14 protein-coding genes and 1 pseudogene are annotated in these 18454 nt (G+C 65.6%); 13 read left to right on the top strand and 2 right to left on the bottom strand.

Annotated elements, in window-relative coordinates; all coding sequences use genetic code 11:
- Nucleotides 1-106: 106 nt before the first annotated feature.
- Nucleotides 107-2416 carry a type II secretion system secretin GspD gene (gene gspD, locus JQ573_RS05130; protein WP_312011358.1) on the top strand — a complete coding sequence of 770 codons (2310 nt, stop codon included), beginning with the start codon at nucleotides 107-109 and terminating at the stop codon, nucleotides 2414-2416.
- Between the two features lie 32 nt (nucleotides 2417-2448).
- Nucleotides 2449-3165 (top strand): hypothetical protein, encoded by a 717-nt coding sequence (locus JQ573_RS05125; protein WP_212311430.1) that lies wholly within the window; start codon nucleotides 2449-2451, stop codon nucleotides 3163-3165.
- Between the two features lie 7 nt (nucleotides 3166-3172).
- Here the strand turns inward: JQ573_RS05125 and gspG are convergent, their stop codons facing one another.
- Nucleotides 3173-3667, bottom strand: a complete 495-nt coding sequence (gene gspG, locus JQ573_RS05120; protein WP_212311702.1) for a type II secretion system major pseudopilin GspG — start codon at nucleotides 3665-3667, stop codon at nucleotides 3173-3175.
- A 162-nt stretch (nucleotides 3668-3829) separates the two neighbouring features.
- A complete protein-coding gene (locus tag JQ573_RS05115; RefSeq protein ID WP_212311431.1) occupies nucleotides 3830-5761 on the bottom strand; it encodes a substrate-binding domain-containing protein in 1932 nt (643 codons plus the stop codon).
- A 498-nt stretch (nucleotides 5762-6259) separates the two neighbouring features.
- On the opposite strand from JQ573_RS05115, the gene JQ573_RS05110 reads away from it, so the two are divergent.
- The 11 genes and pseudogenes from JQ573_RS05110 to JQ573_RS05065 all read left to right on the top strand — a co-directional run bounded on the left by JQ573_RS05110 (nucleotide 6260) and on the right by JQ573_RS05065 (nucleotide 18454).
- On the top strand, nucleotides 6260-8317 hold the full coding sequence (locus tag JQ573_RS05110) for a tetratricopeptide repeat protein (RefSeq protein ID WP_409334632.1): 2058 nt from the start codon (nucleotides 6260-6262) through the stop codon (nucleotides 8315-8317).
- 85 nt (nucleotides 8318-8402) lie between these two features.
- A pseudogene (locus tag JQ573_RS40885) lies at nucleotides 8403-8837 on the top strand (tetratricopeptide repeat protein); the annotation flags it as partial.
- Nucleotides 8838-8966: 129 nt separating this feature from the next.
- Nucleotides 8967-10862, top strand: a complete 1896-nt coding sequence (locus tag JQ573_RS05105) for a lipopolysaccharide assembly protein LapB (RefSeq protein ID WP_249131220.1) — start codon at nucleotides 8967-8969, stop codon at nucleotides 10860-10862.
- 239 nt (nucleotides 10863-11101) lie between these two features.
- Entirely contained in the window at nucleotides 11102-11734 is a 633-nt protein-coding gene (locus JQ573_RS05100; protein WP_212311434.1) for an RNA polymerase sigma factor, read from the top strand.
- Between the two features lie 178 nt (nucleotides 11735-11912).
- Nucleotides 11913-13628: a GspE/PulE family protein gene (locus tag JQ573_RS05095; RefSeq protein ID WP_212311435.1), complete on the top strand. Its 1716-nt coding sequence runs from the start codon at nucleotides 11913-11915 to the stop codon at nucleotides 13626-13628.
- A gap of 7 nt (nucleotides 13629-13635) precedes the next feature.
- The gene (locus JQ573_RS05090) at nucleotides 13636-14841 is read left to right on the top strand and encodes a type II secretion system F family protein (RefSeq protein WP_212311436.1); all 1206 of its coding nucleotides are present in this window, start codon (nucleotides 13636-13638) and stop codon (nucleotides 14839-14841) included.
- A 9-nt stretch (nucleotides 14842-14850) separates the two neighbouring features.
- Nucleotides 14851-15300 (top strand): prepilin-type N-terminal cleavage/methylation domain-containing protein, encoded by a 450-nt coding sequence (locus tag JQ573_RS05085; protein ID WP_212311437.1) that lies wholly within the window; start codon nucleotides 14851-14853, stop codon nucleotides 15298-15300.
- Nucleotides 15269-15739 (top strand): prepilin-type N-terminal cleavage/methylation domain-containing protein, encoded by a 471-nt coding sequence (locus JQ573_RS05080; protein WP_212408684.1) that lies wholly within the window; start codon nucleotides 15269-15271, stop codon nucleotides 15737-15739. Before JQ573_RS05085 ends, JQ573_RS05080 begins: the two co-directional genes overlap by 32 nt.
- A complete protein-coding gene (locus JQ573_RS05075; protein WP_283815041.1) occupies nucleotides 15736-16473 on the top strand; it encodes a type II secretion system protein J in 738 nt (245 codons plus the stop codon). Before JQ573_RS05080 ends, JQ573_RS05075 begins: the two co-directional genes overlap by 4 nt.
- Nucleotides 16470-17405, top strand: coding sequence for a general secretion pathway protein GspK (locus JQ573_RS05070; RefSeq protein ID WP_212311440.1), 936 nt, complete (start codon nucleotides 16470-16472; stop codon nucleotides 17403-17405). Before JQ573_RS05075 ends, JQ573_RS05070 begins: the two co-directional genes overlap by 4 nt.
- Complete coding sequence (locus tag JQ573_RS05065) at nucleotides 17405-18454, top strand: PilN domain-containing protein (RefSeq protein WP_212311441.1); 1050 nt, start codon at nucleotides 17405-17407, stop codon at nucleotides 18452-18454. The genes JQ573_RS05070 and JQ573_RS05065 overlap by 1 nt, the downstream gene beginning before the upstream one ends.

Here is an 18454-nt window from a genome sequence, read left to right as displayed (position 1 = left end):
CCGATCTGCCGGTGACACCGCGGCACCCCCGCGAGGCGGACAAGAGGGGCCGGTCGCGCAACGTCTCCAACCGTCCTGCCTCCCGCGCATGGCGTCGGTTGGCGCCGTGACCGGCACCTGGCTTGCGCTCGCCGGCCTGCTTGGCGGCTGCATGATGGACAAGGGCATCGACTTGCCTGGCCGCGACCAGGTGACCGACCCGATCCGCGATGCCGACTTGCGCGCGCGCTGGAACGGCCCGGTCGGCGGGACCTCCTCCGCCGTAACGGCATCCGCGCGCACGCAGCCGATGGTGTTTCCCGGCGCCGATCAGGATCTCGCGCCGGCGCCCGCGCAACGAGACGCCGCCACAACGGCGACGACCCGCCTGGCGAACGCCGTCGACAGCGACGTCGTCAGCGAGGGCGGCGGCATCGAGCTGAACTTTGACAATGCCGATATTCCGACGGTGGTGAAATCCGTGGTCGGTGACAGCCTCGGAATGAACTACGTCGTCGACCCGCGCGTGCAGGGCGTGATCACGCTGGCCTCCGCACAGCGGATTCCGCGCAAGGACGTGTTGCCGATCTTCGAGAGCGTGCTGCGAATGTCGAACGCGGCGCTGCTGCGCGAGGACAATCTGATCCGCATCGTGCCGCTGCCGGAGGCAGCCGGCGCCGGCGTCTCGGTCGTCGGGGCCGGACAGCCCGGCTATGGCGTCTCGATCGTACCCTTGCGCTTTGTCTCTGCCGCCGCGATCGGCAAGACCGCGGAAAGCTTCCTGTCGCGACCCGGCGCTGTGCGCGTCGATCAGGCCCGCAACGTGCTGTTGATCCAGGGCACCGCCTCCGAGCGCCAGGCGGCGCTCGGCGTCATCGGCACGCTCGATGTGGAGTGGCTGCGCAATCAATCGGTCGGGCTCTATCCGCTGAAGTCGACCGCGCCCGAGACCATGATCCGCGAGCTCGAGAAAGTCTTCGACACCGCCGACGGCGGACAGGGACAGGGCGTGATCAAGTTTCAGCCGGTGTCGCGCATGAACGCGGTGCTGGCAGTGAGCAAGAACAGCAAGGTGCTGGAACGCGCCACCCAATGGGTGCGGCGGCTGGACCGCTCCGATCCCACCGGCACGACGGTGCGGGTCTACAGCCTGCGCTTCGGCAACGCGCGCAGCATTGCCCGCATCCTCAACGAGATGTTCGTCGGCCGCAGCTCGCAATCGGCCGGTGACGGCCAGACCAGTCCGACCGCGCCCGGTCAGAGCGGAACGACATCGCGGATCGACTCGCTCGGTGCCGGCACGCTCAGCAGCAGCAACAATCCGACGACGGCCACCCAGGGCGGCACCGACAATTCCGGCACCGCCAATCGCAACGGCGCGGCCCAGGTCGGATTCTCCGATCGCAAGGACGACGACCAGGATACTGCGGGACCGGGCGGCGGCGGGACCGGGCTGGGCTCGCTTCCGCGCGGCATATTTCAGAATGTTCGGGTCACCGCCGACAAATCGACCAATGCGATCATGGTCTATTCCAACCAGGAGGACTATCTCGTGATCGAGCGGGCGATCGAGTCGCTGGATCGGCCGCGGCTGCAAGTCGCCGTCGATGCCATGGTCGCCGAGGTTACACTCACCGACCAGCTGCAGTATGGCGTGCAGGCCTATCTGACCAGCGCCAACGCCGGCGCCGGCCCCGACAAGGGTTCGGTCGGCCTGTTCGGCGCCGCGCAATCCGCCGCCCAGACCGCGCTGCTCGCACGGGTGCTGCCGGGATTCAACCTGCTGCTCGGTGCCGAGGCCAACCCCAAGCTGGTGCTCAACGCGCTGTCCACCCTGACCACCGTCAAGGTGCTGTCGGCTCCGTCGCTCGTGGTCTCCGACAACGAGCCGGCGATCCTCGAGGTCGGCGACCAGGTGCCGATTTCGACCGGCAGCACCGTCACCGGCCTCAATGTGGTGAGTAGCATCAGCCGGCAGAACACCGGCATCATCCTGAAGGTTCTGCCGCACGTGCATCCGAACGGATCGATCGAGCTCGAGATCGAGCAGGAGGTCTCCAATGTCGTCAATCCGGGCGGCGCGAGCGCCCAGAACCTGACGCCCACCATCTCGCAGCGGCGGATCCATTCGACGGTCGGCACCAGCAGCGGCCAGACCGTGCTGCTCGGCGGTCTCATCAAGGAGGACGACGAGCGTTCGGTGGCCGGATTGCCCGGCCTCAACCAGATCAAATATCTCGGCGACCTGCTCAGCCAGAAGAGCGACACCAAGCTCCGCTCCGAGATCATCGTGTTCGTCACGACGAAGCTGGTGCGCAACGGCCACGACGCCCAGGTGGTGGCCGAGGAATTCCGCGAGCGTCTCGACAGCATGCGGCGCGCACCCTCGACCTTCGATGCGCCGGGCGCGGCACCGCCATCTGTCGCGCGCAAATGAGACCGAGGCCGCCGATGGCGATGGTGTCATCCATGCTGCGGGTCCTGGGAGCGGCCATCTTCGGCACGGCCGCGACCGCCGCCGAGCTGAGCAGCGTGGCTCTCAAAGGCGACGTCACCATCATCGCGCTCAGCGGCGATGTCGCCCAAGGCGACACGGAGGCTGCGGAAACACTGATCAAGGCGGCCAATGACGGCAACCGCCTGATCTCGGCCGTACGGCTCGATTCACCGGGCGGCAGCCTCGCCGAGGCGGTCAAGCTCGCCGGCCTGATCCGCAGGGCGAAGCTGCCGACTATCGTTGCGGCCGGATCGCGCTGCGCGTCGGCCTGCTTCATCGTATTCGCGGCGGGAAACGAGAAATTCGCCAGCTATGAGGCCGCGATCGGCGTCCACGGCGTGTCCGATAAATTCGGCCATGAGACCGCGCAAACCGAAGAGGCGACCATCGCCATGGCGCGCATCGCAAGCGGGTTCGGCGTGCCGCCGCGCATCATCGGACAGATGCTGGCGACGCACGCCCACGAGATCGCGTGGCTGACGCCCGACGATCTGCGCGCCATGGGCGCCATCATGACCGATCGGCCAGGACGCCACGCCCCGCCGCCAACATCGCCTGACGATCGCTGGCTTGCCGGGCTCGATCATCAACCGGAAGACGGAACGACGAGATCGCAAGGGGCCGATCAGCGCGCGCACGAGGCCGCGGGCAAACCCGGGGCGCACGCGTTGCCATGGCAGAAGAGGTAAGGCGGTGTCATTGCTCGTTGCTGGCGGCGCTGGTCAGCTTCTCCAACGAGATGTCTCCGGCAGTCCCGCTGCCTCCCTCCTGGCCATCGGAGCCATAAGAGAGGATATCGTAAGCATCATGTTCGCCGGGCGCCCGATAGATATAAGGATGGCTCCATGGGTCATTTGGAACCATTCCGCCCTTGAGGTAGGGACCGTTCCAGTTGGCAGCGCCTGACGTCCGCTGCACCAGCGCCGTGAGCCCCTCCGCAGTCGACGGGTAACGGCCGGTATCGAGCTGGAACAGGTCGAGTGCGCTCGCAAAGCTCCGCATCTGGATCTTGGCGGCCTTGACCTTCGATTCACTCAGGTAACTCAGCACGCGTGGGCCGACCAGCCCCATGATCAAGCCGATAATGGCGATGACAACCAGCATCTCGACAAGCGTGAATCCGCGCTCGCTCTGCCGCGTCGCGTTCCGACCGATACGCCGCGAAGTCAGGATCGCATTTTGCTTCGGCATCGTTGTTTGTCCGGTGAGCTTCAAGGTCGAGAGCCGTCACGGTTGTTGTCGGCGCCCAGCGAATAATTCCGGGCGCCTCGAAGAGGCGCCCGGTCGCGTCATGTGCTTGACACTGTCCTGGCGTGGCGCAACCGGAATTGCGCCACCCGCAACCGCGTCGCTTTACTTGGCGCCGCCGCTGGCGCCGTTGGCAACGTTCAGGCAGCCGTTCGCCTGGGTGGCGGCCGCGGCGGAGATGGCGGTCGTCAAAGAGCCCCAGTACTGCTTCTTGATGTTCTGGGCATAATTGACCGGAACCAGGTGGAAGCCTGCGTTCTGGACCACCGCCGAGACATCCGGATCAAAGTTGCCATCGCCGGAATCGGCGCCGGCAATGTACGTCGTCAGGAAGTTGACAAGGTTGGTGACGCGGTTGGAGTCGGCCTGGACATTGTAGCAGCTATACAGGTCGAGGAAGGTGGTGCCGCTGAGCGGATAGGCGTTCAGCCTGTTCGTGAGCGGCAGCACCGGCAGGCCCGTCACGGTCACGCCGGACTGGGTGACGGCGCCGAACACGTTGGCATAGATGTTGTAGTCGTTCCAGGTCCAGGTCGTGGACGGCGTCTTGAGCCTGGTGTCACCCCATGCGGCGTTGGCGCCAGCCGGCGTCGGCGCGATGAACGTCAAGTTCGCCGGACGGGTGGCCGGCGGGGTCACAGAGTTGTTCGGAACGTAGGTCCCCGCGCTGCGGAGCTGCTCGTTCTGCAGCGCTGCCGAGAGCGGCGCGGCGATGGTCCCAACCTGGGTGGTGTAGGGCTGGGTGAAGTCGGCGCTGACATATCCGATGCGGCCTGCATTGCCGCTGCCGGTGCTGATCGCCGATGCCACGCCACCACTGCCGGTCGCGGGGACCCAGGCGTTTGTCGCCGTCGTGTTGTTCCAGCCACCCGCGCCGCGGACGGCGTTGATACGGGTGATCAGGTTGCTGAAGGACGTGCTCGGCAGGGTCGTGGTGTTGAAGATCGAGGTGTAGCCGAACGCACCGGTGGAATCGAGCAGCGGGCAGACCGCCTTGAGATAGTTGGTCAGGATGAAGCTCGTGCCGCTGCCATCGCCGCGGTACACGATCTTGATCGGCAGCGACGAGCTCGAATAGGCCTGCAGCGTTCCCCCGCTGTTGGCGTTGGCGTAATTGAAAGCCGCGAGCTGCTGCGTCCCGGTCTTGTCCAGGTACGGGATCTTGTTGGCGGTGACATCGTTCCAGTCGGTGACCAGACCGGTGAAGATCGCGCACAGTTGCCCCGTGGTGAGCTGGATGGCGGCGCCCTGGTTGGCCTGGGTGCCGGGCGTGGTGCCTGCGCCCGCGACCGACGAGTTCACCGTCATCGTGCTGGTGTTGACGCCGATCGCGACGTTGACTTCGAAAGCCGGGATCTGGATCGGATTGCCGTACACGGTCGTCTGATAGGCGACCGACGCCGTCGAGGTGCTGTTCAGCGTGATCTGGGTCAGCGCGCCGCCGGTGGTGGTCCAGCCCTGCGTCGGGTTGAAGCTGACCGACGATGTCGTGAGCGCCGCCAGGGTGCTGCCGAGCGGCGAGTCCGACAGGCCGATATCGACGCGCGGATAGGGATAGCTGCCGAACTTGGTCGCCGGGCTTCCCGGATTGGCGAGGTCGATCATCGCGGGTTGGTTCGCGGGCAGCGGCGTGGCGATCGAAATGTTGGCCGACGCGTTCGGCGTGACCGTGCCGTTGTACCACTGCCGCGGATTGTTGGTGATGAAGCCGCGCACGCCGTTGCCGCTGCCGACACCGGCATACATGCCTTGCACCGGCACGCTCACCAGCGTGCAGGTGGTCGGCAGTTTGCCCCGGGCCGGGAAGCTGGAGTCGAACGCGAAGCCGTCGGGATAAGTGGTGCCGGAGCCGACGATGCCGCCCATGTAACAGTCGAAGATCTGCCGGAAGGCTTCCGAGGCGAGCGTGCTGCCGCCCGCGTAGATACCGGCCGTGGCGGTGGAGGCCTGCGCGTTCGCGGGCGTGATGGTCGAGGACGCGAGCAGGGCGAGCACCGAGGCGGTGCCGAGCATGTATCTGGACGATTGCATTTTCATTGCGCTGTTCCTGTGGGGTTGATCACCACCGGCACATCGTCATCGCGTCGTCATCAGAGCGCAAAGTAATCTTCAAACAAGAAGAAGTTTATTTTGCCACTCAATCAAGATTTGTTGGAACAAATCTACGATCAAGAAAGTATCTCTGCCGTCGACGTCATGTCTCCGTCGCCGATGATTGACTTCACGTCTGATAGACAATTCGACGATCGGCTTCGCGCAGGGATTATTTTCGATGAGCATCCGAAAAACATCTTGGCAATACCACATCGGATGCTCTATGGACTCCTCGTCCGATGGCTCGCCGTATGATCGCAAACTATCGATAGAGCAATCTCTGCGGGCTTTCATTCAAGCGAGGCCTCCCACATGGAAGACAACTCGAGCGGACGTCTTGCGATTCGTGTGGGGCATGGCGGCCATGCAATTTTGGCGCGCCCGCTGACAAATTATCCGGCAACCAACTTGAAGCGGGCGCAAGCTCTGCATCAAGAGGGCGTGGCGCACGCACGGCAGGATCGCTGGCGCCAGGCACTGCGCGCATTCAACGAAGCCGCGCGGCTCGCGCCCGACCAGTCCGGCTTCAATTATTGCAAGGGCGTTGCGCTGTGCCGGTTCGATCGTTTCGACGACGCGCGCGAGGCATTCGCCGCGGAACTCAGGGTGACACCGACGCATGCGCCGGCGCTTGCCGAAATCGGCACCTGCCTTGCCCGCACCGGACGCACCCGGGACGGCATTCCCTATCTCCAGGATGGGCTGCGTCTGCTGCCGAACATGCCGCTCGCACAATACAGTCTCGGTCTCGCGCTTCTGACCGAGAACCGGCGCAGCGAGGCGCTCGCGGCGCTGGACAAGGCGATCGAGCTCGATGCCGGATATGGCGAAGCCTACCGTACCCGCGGCCTCGCCTATGTGATGGACGGACAGTTCGACAAGGCGGTCGACGATCTCCGCGCCGCCTCAACGATCGACAGCGACAATTACAAGGCGATCATCGAACTCGGCATGAACTTCGGTGTCGCCGCGCGCGACCAGCAGGCGGCGCGGTTGTTCGAGATCGCCGCCGAGAGCGCGCCGACTGTCGCGCTGCCGCAATATCTCTATGGTCACTTCCTGATCAATCATCGCGCGTTCGAGCGCGGACTCTCTTATGTCGATCGCGCGCTCGCAATCGATCCCCTGCAGGCGGAGCATCATGTCGGCCGCGGCTTCGGATTGCTCGGACAGGGCCGCATCGAGGAGGCCGTCGCAGCCTATCGGCGCGCAGGCGAGCTCGATCCCGGTAGCGCCGGCATCGCCGGAACCCTGCTGTTCGCACTTCAGCACAAACCAGGCGTGACCCGCGAGGAGCTGCTGCGCGAGCACAGGCGATGGGCGGTGCTCTACCGGCCGAGCGCGCCGTTCAGTCGTCTTGCATTCGCCAACGCGCCGGATCCGGCGCGCAAGCCGCGGCTCGGCCTGGTGTCGGCGGACCTGCATCGCCATGCGGTCTCGTTCCTCGTCCTGCGCGCCTTCGAGGCGCTCGCCGCACTCGGCTACGAGATCTTCTGCTACAAGACCGACAGCAAGCGGCAAGACGACGACTTCAGCGAACGCTACAAGGAGATCTCGCTCTCCTGGCGCGACGTATCCGGGATGGACGACCCGGCGCTGGGACGGCAGATTGCCGAGGACCGTGTCGACGTCCTGTTCGATCTCGCCGGCCACACCGCCGGCAACCGCCTCTCGCTGTTCGCAATGCGCGCGGCGCCGATCCAGCTCAGCTGGGCCGGCTATGTCGGCACGGTCGGGCTCGATACCTATGACGGCCTGATCGCCGATCCGGTCGAGATTCCGCCGGAGCATGACGCGAGCTATGTCGAGCGCCCGATCCGCCTGCCCGACTGCTATGTCTGCTATCATCCGCCGGCGAAGGCCCCCGAGGTGCCGCCGCTGCCAAGCTTGAGCGGTGGCCGCTTCACGTTCGGCTGCTTCAATCGTCCGGCCAAGCTCAACAGCGAGCTTGGCAAGGCTTGGGCGCGGATTCTCGCGCAAGTGCCGGACTCGCGCATCCTGATGGTTTACGGCGGCCTCGGCGAGACCAGCACGCGCGACGCGGTCTACAACGTGCTCGGCCAGGGCGGCGTTCCGCGCGAGCGGGTCGAGCTGGTCGGCGAAACCGAGCAGGACAAGCTGCTGGTGGCCTATGGCGAGGTCGATATCGCGCTCGATCCGTTTCCTTATTCTGCCGGCGTCACGACGCTCGAGGCGATGTGGATGGGCGTTCCGACCGTGACTTTCGTCGGCGACACCTTCGCCGGCCGTCACTCGGCGGCCCACCTCACCGCAGCGGGGCTGGGCAGCTTTTGCACGCACAGCATCGACGACTACGTGGCGATGGCAGTTGGCTGGACGCACCGGCGCGATGAACTCGCCGAGTTGCGCCGCACCCTGCGCGACCGCGTAGCCGCCTCACCGCTCTGCGACGCCCCGCGTTTCGCCGACAATCTCTCCCGCGAACTGATGAAACTCTGGGCGGAGTGGTGCGAGACCCGCGCGAACGCGGTGGCCTAGCCGCGATCGCAGGCGAAGCGGACAAGGGTGCGGTCCTCCGCAGTATCGCGAAGGACACGCAGGTCGACAGTCAAAGGGTGCGTCGATGTCGAAAGCAGGGTTCAGCGAAGCGCAGACGATGCGTGCAGGGCTGGCGATGCTCAATCAGGCTTCATCCGGGCGGCGCGCGGAATTCATCCAGACTGTCATGGACCGCGCCATCGTGCTGTTTCGTGACGGCCAGCTGGACAGCGCGGATCTGCTGCTCGAGACGATGGAGCAGGAACCCGAGGTGCGGTCGCACGTCCTGCATATCCGCGGCGTGATCGCGCTGCAGCGGAACGAGGACGAGCGCGCGCTGGAGCTGATCGAGGAAGCGGTCAGGCTCAATCCCGCCGACGGCGAGGCGCATGGCAATCTCGGCGTTCTGCTGCTGAAGAGCCGCCAGTACCCGCAGGCGCTGGCCGCCTACACCGCCGCGCTGACGCTGCGGCCGGACAATGCGGCGGCGCAGCTCGGCCTCGCCCGCGCACTGGCGATGCTCGAGCTGAGCGATTTCGCCGACGACGTATTCCGCGACCTGATCAGGAGTTCCCCCGATTACATCGATGCGATCGTCGATTTCGGATGGCTGCTCAGCGACACCAACCGGCACGACGCGGGCATCGCGTTGCTGCACGACGCGCTGGAACGATATCCCACCCGCACAGAGCTGCGCACCGTGCTCGCCGTCTGCCTGTTCGGCGTCGGCAACTGGTCGGCGGCCTGGGCGGAATATGAGGGGCGGCTGTCGGATCCGCGTGTCAACAGGCATCTGATCTCGACCGACCGGCCGCGCTGGCAGGGTGAGGATCTTGCCGGCAGGACCATCCTGCTGCAATCCGAGCAAGGCTTTGGCGACACCCTTCAATTCGTGCGCTACGCACCGATGGTGAAAGCGCGGGGCGGCCGCGTGATCCTGCGAACGCCGCCAGTCTTGCTGTCCCTGATGCAAACCGTCGCAGGCGTCGATGCTGTCGTCAGCGACGCGACCGCAGCGCCGGCATTCGACGTCCACCTGCCGCTGCTGTCCTTGCCGCTGATCTTCGATACCCAGATCGACACGGTTCCGGCGGCAGCTCCCTATGTCATCCCCGATCCGGATCTGGTCACGCGATGGCGCGAGCGCCTCGGCGGCAACTCCGGCCCCGGCATGTCCGTTGGCCTGGTGTGGCAAGGCAATCCCGGCCATCTCAATGATCAGCGCCGCTCGATCCGGCTCGATCTGCTACGCCCCCTGCTCGACTGTCCGGGCGCACGATTTGTCAGCCTGCAGATCGGACGCGGGCGCGAGCAGCTCGCCGACTTCGACGATCGCATCCTCGATACCGGTGCGCAGATCGATGCGGCATCCTTCGCCGATGCCGCCGCGATCATCGGCAATCTCGACCTCGTCGTCTCGATCGACAGTGCCATCGCGCATCTGGCCGGCGCGATGGGCAAGCCGGTCTGGATCCTGCTCGCCAATGGCAGCGATTGGCGTTGGCTCCGCGATCGCAACGATACCCCGTGGTATCCACAAGCCCGGCTATTCCGGCAAGCAAGACCGGGCGATTGGGCTGAAGTGATCGGACGGTTGAACTGCGAACTCAGGTCCCTCGCCGGGGCCGGGTCTGCGTTGCCGGCGGAACCGATCGCGGACCCGATCACGAACTCCGCGCTCAAGATGACGGTGCCCCATGACGAGGGCGACGCGCTGGTATGCGATGCCCTGTTCGTCGAGGCGTGCCGCCAGCATCGTGCAGGCAAACCGGATCGCGCAGCGAAACTATTCGAGCATGTCCTTTCCCTCGACCACGGACACATCAACACACTGTGCAATCTCGGCGCGATCGAGCTCGGCTTCGGCCATCATGAGCGCGCGTACACGCTGTTGCAGACCGCGGTGGCGGCGGCGCCCAATCTGCCGCCGGCGCGCATCGCGCTCGCTGACGTGCTGATCGCGACGCATAGGACGGAACAGGCGGTTGCTCAGTACCGCAAGGCGGTCGAGCTTGCGCCAACGAGCGTCGACGCTCACGCGGCATACGCAAATGCGCTGCGGAAGCTTGGCCGTGATGAGCAGCCGAGCGGCATGCACGCCGATATGGTGAAGCGCCAACTTCATCAGCACTACCGCAAGGCGCTGGAACTCGCCCCCGCCAGTGACGCACTGCATGCGCAATATGCACTGGCATTGTGCGAACTTGGCGATCTCGATAACGCCATGCCGCATTTCCTGGCAGCGACGAAGATCAATCAGCAGCAATCTTCGGAATTCTACGAAGCGCTTGGGCGCGCATGCGCCGCACGCGGCAATTCGCAGGGCGCCGAAATCAGCCTGAAACACGCAGTTGCACTCGATCCGCGCCGCGTAACCGCCCATTGTGCACTTGCCGACGTCTATCTCATGCTCGAACGACCCGATGAAGCATCGGCAAGTTTCCATGAAGCGCTGGCGATCGATGCCGCAAGTACGGCCGCGCTACACGGACTTCAACGGACGCTTACAGCGCAGCGGAACACAGTCATCAACGGACTATCGTGACATGCGTTGCGTTGCCGGTGATCGCGTTGTTGCCCGCGTCGCAGCCGATGTCCGCGATAGACTTGGGGAATGCGCAATCACACCGGACAAAAATCAATTCTGCATCATCGACTGTGACGCGGCATGTCGCGACGTGAGCACTCGTTGTGGTTTCATTTCCATGTCACCAACCACAGATAGAAGTGTCGCGACCGACTTGAAATGTGACGATTGCCGCGGTTGGGGATGGGGCCCCTGCAATGAGCGACACCAATCGAACGGCGTTGCTCGCGCTCCTCGTCACAAGCTACGACGATCTCAAACAACGTTTGACGCGCCGGACCGGGTCGGCCGATCTCGCCGACGAGGCCTTGCAGGATACGTTTCTGCGCTTGAGCAAGGCAGACGGCATCGGACCCGTTCGCGATTTGCCTGCATATCTGTTCCGCGTGGCGATGAGCGCCATCAGCAATCGGCGCGTTGCCGAACGGCGCCGTCGCACAGTGCCGCAAGCGGATGCGCTATTCGATCTACCGGACGATACTCCCGGCCCGGACCGCATCATCGAGGCGCGATCCGAGATCGGAGCGCTGCGCCGCGCCATCCAGGAGCTACCGACCCGTCGCCGGGAGATCTTCATGGCGATATGTGTTGAAGAAGTACCGTTGCAACAAGTGGCAAAACGGTTCGGCATCAGCGTGCGCACGGTCCAGGTCGAGATCAAGCAGGCGCTGGTGCATTGCGCGGTGTGCATCGATCGGAACGCGCATATGCCGCGGGCTGCGTTTCGGCGCCGATTTCCATTCACCGAGCGGGAGCGCGCGGCGCTGCATCCAGCCGGCGATGGCGATACGGTGCTCGACCGGCGATTGCCCTTGGGCGGCAGCAGGTGATGCGCAATGGCAAGACAAATCCATATCGTCCGTCGTGCCGAGGTGGCCACATCGCGCCCGGCGCTTGAGGTGCAATGTCTTCACCACGTTCGGCAACGCTCTGCGCGACGATCACGCGGCCAGCAGCCGCACGGCATAGTCGACCAGCTGTGCAGGCCGGTTCAATCGGAGTTGCGCGATGCTAGCGCATGAGAGCGATGCGCCTGCGACACCGGCCGCACCGCCGGTCGACTTCATGACGTATCTCGCCGGCAAGGGCGCATTGCGCGACAGCCAGAAGGATGAAGGGGCTGCTCGCCCGCGTCACGCCGACGGATCAGCCGGCCATGTCGACTGGAGCGCCATCTCCAAGCTGACACCCTCGGCGCTGGCCGACGAGCTGGCCAGCTTTTACCGATGCGACCGGGTTCGTCGCGACGATCTGGTCGACGGGCGCTTTGCCGGCGGCGAGATGTCGACCCGCTTCCTCAAGGAGGAGCGCCTCTTTCCCTACGAGGGCGCGGCCGGGACGTTACGTCTCGCACTGGCCTCCCCGATTGACGATGAAACGTTGCGCGCGGTCGAACTCATGCTGCGCCGGCCGGTCGCGCTTGCGGCAGCGACCGCCGACGATCTGGAAGCCGCATTGTCGCTACGGCTCGAACCCGATCAAACAAGCGACGCCCCGCAGCCCGGGACGGCCGGTGGCGAGGACGATCTCGACAATCTGCGCGACCTCGCGCGCGGTGCGCCGGTGGTGCGAGCGCTTGACGACCTGCTCCGCCTGGCCGTCGAGCAGCGGGCGACCGATCTGCACATCGAGCCGACCGGCAATACACTGCAGGTTCGCCTGCGCGTCGACGGCATGCTGAAGAACGTGCCGGCACCGCCGATGGCGATGGCCAAGGGCATCCTGTCACGCCTCAAGATCATGGCCGGCCTTAACATCACCGAGCGCCGGCTGTCGCAGGACGGGCGCGCCCACATCCTGGTCGGCGGCAACGAGATCGACCTGCGGGTCGCCACCATGCCGACGATGCACGGCGAATGCGCCGTCATTCGGCTGTTGCGCAAGGGAGCCGGCCTGGTCTCGCTCGACCAGATCGGGCTCAACGCGCATCACGAGGCGGTTCTGCGCAAGGCGTTGCTTGCACCATACGGAATGGTCATCGTCACCGGCCCGACCGGGTCCGGCAAGACGACGACGCTCGCGGCATCGCTTGCCGCGATCAATGAACCCACCCGCAAGATCCTGACCATCGAGGACCCCGTCGAGTATCAGATCCCGGGTATCACCCAGACCCAGGTGCATCCAGGCATCGGGCTCACCTTCGCATCCGCGCTGCGCTCCTTCATGCGGCTCGACCCCGACGTCATCATGGTTGGCGAGATGCGCGATGCCGAGACCGCCCATATCGGCGTCCACGCTGCGCTGACCGGCCATCTGGTGCTGACGACGCTGCACACCAACACCGCCGCGGGCGCCGTGACGCGCCTGATCGACATGGGAATCGAGAGCTTCCTGCTGGCATCGTGCGCGCGGGTGATCGTGGCGCAGCGGCTGGTCCGGATCCTGTGCGACCACTGCAAGCAACATTACACCCTGTCGGCAGCGGATATCGCGGCGGATGAACGCTATGCGGCGCTTGGCATCGAGGCTGGCGAGGTGGTCTGCCGGCCCAAGGGCTGCGATTGGTGCAGCAACACAGGCTTCCGCGGACGCAAGGGCGTGTTCGAGATCATGGAGATCGGCGCGACGCTGCGACGGTCGATCGGCCCGAAGACCGATGCCTCCGAGCTCGAAGCCGAGGCCCGGCGCGCCGGCATGATTTCGATGACGGAGGATGGTGTCGCAAAATTGCGCGCCGGACAGACCACGCTCGACGAGATCTTCCGCCTGACCATGAGCCTGTAGGACGGTCATGCCGCACTACCGCTACCGCGCATTGACCAAGGCCGGCGAGATCATTCTCGGCGACGTCGACGCGCCCTCGCGCGAGGAGGTGCTGCGGCGCATCGAGTATCTCGGCCACCTGCCGGTCGAGGCCGAGATCGCAGGCCGCAGCGCGCTGCGCGCCAGCGTTTCGGGCGGGAGCCTGCCCCGGCAACGCGAGCTGACCACGTTCCTGCGCCTGCTGGCGCTGCTGCTTCGCTCCGGACTGACGCTGGAAGCTGCGCTCCAGACGCTGGAGGAAGACACCAACAAGGCGGTGGCCCGCTTTGCCGGCGGGCTGCGCTCCGCGGTCTCCGGCGGCGACGGCTTCGCCGAGGCACTCGAGCGCCACAACCAGATCATCGAGCCAATCTACATCGCGATGGTGCGCGCCGGCGAAGCGTCCGGCAAGCTGGAAGTGGTGCTGCGGGCGATCGTCGAGGACCGGACCCGGCGCGAGCAGTTGTCGCAACGGATCACGTCGGCGGTCCGCTATCCGATGTTCCTGGTCGGGTCGGCGCTCGTCATCCTGTTTTTCTTCCTGCTCTATGTCGTGCCGCAATTCGAGTCGGTATTCAGCGAGCTGCGCGGACGTCTCAATTCCGGCGCGGCCTTTGCGCTCACGATGTCCACCTGGCTGCGCGCCCATCTCGACACGTTCCTTGGCGGCTGCGGCGCGGTGCTGGTGCTGGGTTGGCTGATCCTGCGTCAGCCGGCCGCGCGCGCATCGCTGATGTCTTTGCTCGCGACCATTCCCGGCATCTCCGGCCCGATGCATGATCGTCGCACCGCCCGCTTCATCGGGACGCTCGGGCTGCTGGTCGAGAACGGGGTCGCCTTGCCGACCGCGCTGAAGATCCTGCGCGATATCATGACCGAGCCCCGCTACGCGGCGGCCGTCGATAAGGTGCACGAGCAGGTGCGCAACGGCCGCCGCTTCATCGAGGCGCTGGCCGAGAGCGACCTGGTGCCGCCGCTTGCGGTCCGCATGCTCCGGGTCGGTGACGAGACCGGAGACCTGTCGGCCATCGCGCAGCACGCCGCCGACCTTTATGAGCAGCGGCTCGCCATCGGCCTCGACCGGCTGATGGGTGCGATCGGACCGATCACCATCATCGCAGTCAGCATCGGTATCGGAACGCTGGTGGTATCGATCATGAGTGCACTGCTCAGCATCACCGAGCTTGCGATGTAGGAATGGCTGATGACGCGCGCGACGATCACCGGTTCGACGGCGGGCTCCACCCTGATCGAGATGATGGCGGTGATGCTGATCATCGCGATGTTGGCATCGCTGGTGGTGACGATGGTTCCGGGCACCGGGCGCGCCAGCCTGAAGGCCTTGACGCTGCAGACCGCCGCGCTGCTGCGACGCGAGCGGCTTGCGGCAATTCTCACCGGGCAAAGCCGCCGCGTGTCGCTCGACGGAAATGCGCGGACGATCGTCGGGCAGGCCGGCACGATTGCGATCCCTCGCGACGTCCGGGTCGATGTGATCGGCGTGAACGAGCTCTGGTCGGGACGACAGGCGGTGGTGCGGTTCGAGCCGGACGGCGCTTCGACCGGATCGGTGCTGAAATTCTCGTGGGAGAATGTGCGCTATGAGGTGGACGTCAACTGGTATGATGGCCGCGTTGCGGTCGATCTGCCCTGAACCGCGTTCGGCGAATGCGGGGTTCACCTTGATCGAGGCGCTGGTGGCATTGGCGCTGCTGCTGGCGTTCGTGTCGGTGCTCGGTCCGCATCTGTTTTACGCGCGCCGGATCGCGGACCGGATCGACGGCCGTATTGCGGCACAGGTCATGTTGCGCACGATCCTGGATTCGCCGGTCGACCGTTCGATCCTCGTCAATGGAACGCGTGACGGCGAGACCGCCGGTCTGCGCTGGTCCGTCACATCGGAGCCCATGTTCGTCGATGCCATGGCCGTGCGGCGGGACGCGCCGGCCGCAGCCGCACCGGACAAGAAGGAGGAGCCCGGAGCCAAACGCCCAAACTGGATCGCCTACCATCTCGTTGCGACGGTGTCGTGGGCGCCCGGACAGATGGTCAGCGCGGATACGCTGCGGCTCGGATTGGGAGCCGACGAATGAGCGCAGCGCTTCGAAGCGGGCTCCGTGCGGCATCCGGCTTCACGCTGATCGAGGTGCTGGCCGCGCTCGCGATCGGATCTGCGGTAATCGCCGCAACTGCTGCTCTGATCAACAACGTTGCGCTGAACTTCGATCGCAGGACAGGCCTGGTGGGAAAGACGGATCAGTTGCTGCTCGCGGTCGACCGCCTCGCGGCGGACATCGGGTCCGCCCGGCAAGTGAAACAGGGTAACGGCGCGGACGCGACGGCCGCTTTCAACGGCGATGCGAACCAGATGACGTTCGTCACCGGAAGCAATGCGGGCGGCGGCCGGGGTGAGGAAGTGGTCAGCCTGCAGGTCGAGGAGACGGATGGCGTCAACCATCTGGTCCGGCGCCGTGCTCGATGGCAAGAACAACGCACGCCGTTTGCGAGCGTCGCGCTGCAGGACCCCGTCGTTGTGATCGAAGGCCATATCGACATTGCGTTTGCATTCGGAAGCACTGGTCCGGACGGCACCTTGTCCTGGAGCACGACATGGATCGGGCAGCCGCTCTTGCCGCGCTTGGTGCGGCTGACCGTTCGAGACCGCGCGAGCGGGGCCGATCTGTTGCCCGGCGTTCAGTTCACGCTGCGCGCCGACGCGCCGATCGGCTGCGCCCAGCCCGGCGCCGGCGCCGACTGCGTCACTGGCAAGTCCGCGTCGCCGAAAGAGACGCCGGCCAAGGACCCGCCGCCGGGAGCGCGCCGATGAGCAGCCTTCGCACCCAACGCGGCATGGTCCTGCTCGCTGTGCTATGGGCGATCGCGCTGTGCGCCGCCCTCGCCATGGCAACGTCGACGACGTTTCGCAGCCTCGCCGGCATCGCTCGGATCGACCGGGAGCGTTTGCAAGCCGACGGACTCCTGACCGCGGGTCTCGAGGCCGCCGCCGGTATTGTTGCGGCGCTGCGAGACGCCCCGCCCGCCGAGCGCACCGCTACGCTGACATTCGCGACCGGATCCGTTCAGCTTACCATCAGCGATGAGGGCGGCCGGATCGACATCGGAAAGGCACCGGTCGAACTGCTCGCCTCACTGCTCCGCTATGTCGGTGCCGAGGATGACGATGCCGGCATCGTCGCGCAACGGATCGTCGCGCTGCGCGACATCGCAGGGCAAGCGCGATCGAACGATGCGCAGCCGCGGCCGGGCGATGCGGCGAAGCCACCGGCACCCGGTACACCTGACCAGCCGGCGGCAGCGCCCGCGCCGTTCACCGATATTGGGCAGATCGCTGATATCCCCGGCATGCAGCCGCAATGGATGGCAGCGATGGCGCCCCTGATCACCGTCTTCGGCAGCGACGGCGTCAATCCGCTCACCGCGCCGGTCGCGGTGCTGCGGGCCTTGCCGTCGTTCGATGCGGAGCATCTTGATGCCTTCCTCGACATGCGGAGCTCGCCGTTCGTTGATCCCGAGCGGCTCTCCTTCCTGCTCGGACCGGCGCAGAAATACCTGAAGGTTCCGCAGACGCATGTGGTCGCGGTGGACCTCGTCGCCGGCACGACCGGCGGATACAGCGCCGCAGCCAGGGCGTTCATCGTGCTGCTCCCCGACGACAAGCAACCGTATCGGGTCCTAGCCTGGACACCGATATCGCGGTTCGCAAGGACAGGCGTCGTCGCATCGCTGGAGGCGCGCTGATGAACATCGAATTGATCATGCGGCGCTGGATCGACATCCTCGCCCGTCTGTGGCTCGGCTGGCAGGAGCGGCGCCGCGCCAGGCACTGGTTGAAGGTGACGAGGGTCGGCAGCGACTGGGTCGTTGAAGACGCGACGAAATCGGCGAGATCGACCTTCGCGGCGGGGGCTGCGGAAAACGCGCTACCGGATGAGATCATCCGCGCCGCACAGAAATCCTTCGTCATTCTCGAGCTTCCTGCCTCCGATATCGTTTCGCGCGCGATGAATGTTCCGGCGCAGGCACGCGATCTGCTAGCCGGCATCGTGCGCAACCAGATCGAGCGGCTGTTTCCGTGGCGGGCGAGCCAGGCCGCCTACGGCTTCAATGTGGCAACCACCGCGGATGCAAACATCCTCAATGTCGAGATCCTCGCCACCTCGCGCGCGACACTCGACGAGGCGTGCGGCCAGCTCGGCGCGTTGGGGCTGCGGGTCGACCGGGTCGTCGCGGACAAGGACCGCGGTGACGGAACGGTCACACTGTGGTCCCGCCTCGCTGAGGCGACCGACAGCAATCTCTCGCGGACGCGCCGAATCGTCGTCGGCCTGATGGTCGCGGCGGTCTGTCTGACGCTGGTGGTCAACGTCTGGGCCTTCATGAACGCTGCATCCGCGGACAGCGAGAGCGACGAGATCGGATCGCGCCTTGCGACGCTGCAGCGCCAGATCAAGGGCAATTCGTCGAAAGAGGCGATCGCCTCGCTGGCGCCGGCTGAACGCGCGCGCGCCCTGAAGGAGACATCGCCGGTCGCGGTGGTCGTCGTCGAAGCACTGTCGCGCGCCCTCCCCGACACGTCCTATCTGACGGAGCTGAATATGGACGGCTCGACGCTGCGCATCGTCGGCCTCGCCGGCGACGCACCGTCGCTGATCGCACCGCTCGAGCGCTCCGGACATTTCAGGGATGTGCATTTCTTTGCCCCGACAACGCGCAATGCCGACGGCGCTCGCTTCGTGTTTCACATCGAGGCACGCGTCGAGCCGCATGTCAGGATCGATGGAGAGTGA

Origin of the sequence: Bradyrhizobium sp. AUGA SZCCT0105, from assembly GCF_018129565.1 — a bacterium.
GTDB lineage: Bacteria > Pseudomonadota > Alphaproteobacteria > Rhizobiales > Xanthobacteraceae > Bradyrhizobium.
This window is presented reverse-complemented; position numbering and strand designations above follow the sequence as displayed.

Bases quoted from the DNA above. Each gene is read 5' to 3' on its own strand.
- JQ573_RS05125 (WP_212311430.1), top strand. From the start codon at position 2,449: ATGCTGCGGGTCCTGGGAGCGGCCATCTTCGGCACGGCCGCGACCGCC.
- gspG (WP_212311702.1), bottom strand. From the start codon at position 3,667: ATGCCGAAGCAAAATGCGATCCTGACTTCGCGGCGTATCGGTCGGAAC.
- JQ573_RS05115 (WP_212311431.1), bottom strand. From the start codon at position 5,761: ATGAAAATGCAATCGTCCAGATACATGCTCGGCACCGCCTCGGTGCTC.
- JQ573_RS05100 (WP_212311434.1), top strand. From the start codon at position 11,102: ATGAGCGACACCAATCGAACGGCGTTGCTCGCGCTCCTCGTCACAAGC.
- JQ573_RS05095 (WP_212311435.1), top strand. From the start codon at position 11,913: ATGCTAGCGCATGAGAGCGATGCGCCTGCGACACCGGCCGCACCGCCG.
- JQ573_RS05090 (WP_212311436.1), top strand. From the start codon at position 13,636: ATGCCGCACTACCGCTACCGCGCATTGACCAAGGCCGGCGAGATCATT.
- JQ573_RS05085 (WP_212311437.1), top strand. From the start codon at position 14,851: ATGACGCGCGCGACGATCACCGGTTCGACGGCGGGCTCCACCCTGATC.
- JQ573_RS05080 (WP_212408684.1), top strand. From the start codon at position 15,269: ATGATGGCCGCGTTGCGGTCGATCTGCCCTGAACCGCGTTCGGCGAAT.
- JQ573_RS05075 (WP_283815041.1), top strand. From the start codon at position 15,736: ATGAGCGCAGCGCTTCGAAGCGGGCTCCGTGCGGCATCCGGCTTCACG.
- JQ573_RS05070 (WP_212311440.1), top strand. From the start codon at position 16,470: ATGAGCAGCCTTCGCACCCAACGCGGCATGGTCCTGCTCGCTGTGCTA.
- JQ573_RS05065 (WP_212311441.1), top strand. From the start codon at position 17,405: ATGAACATCGAATTGATCATGCGGCGCTGGATCGACATCCTCGCCCGT.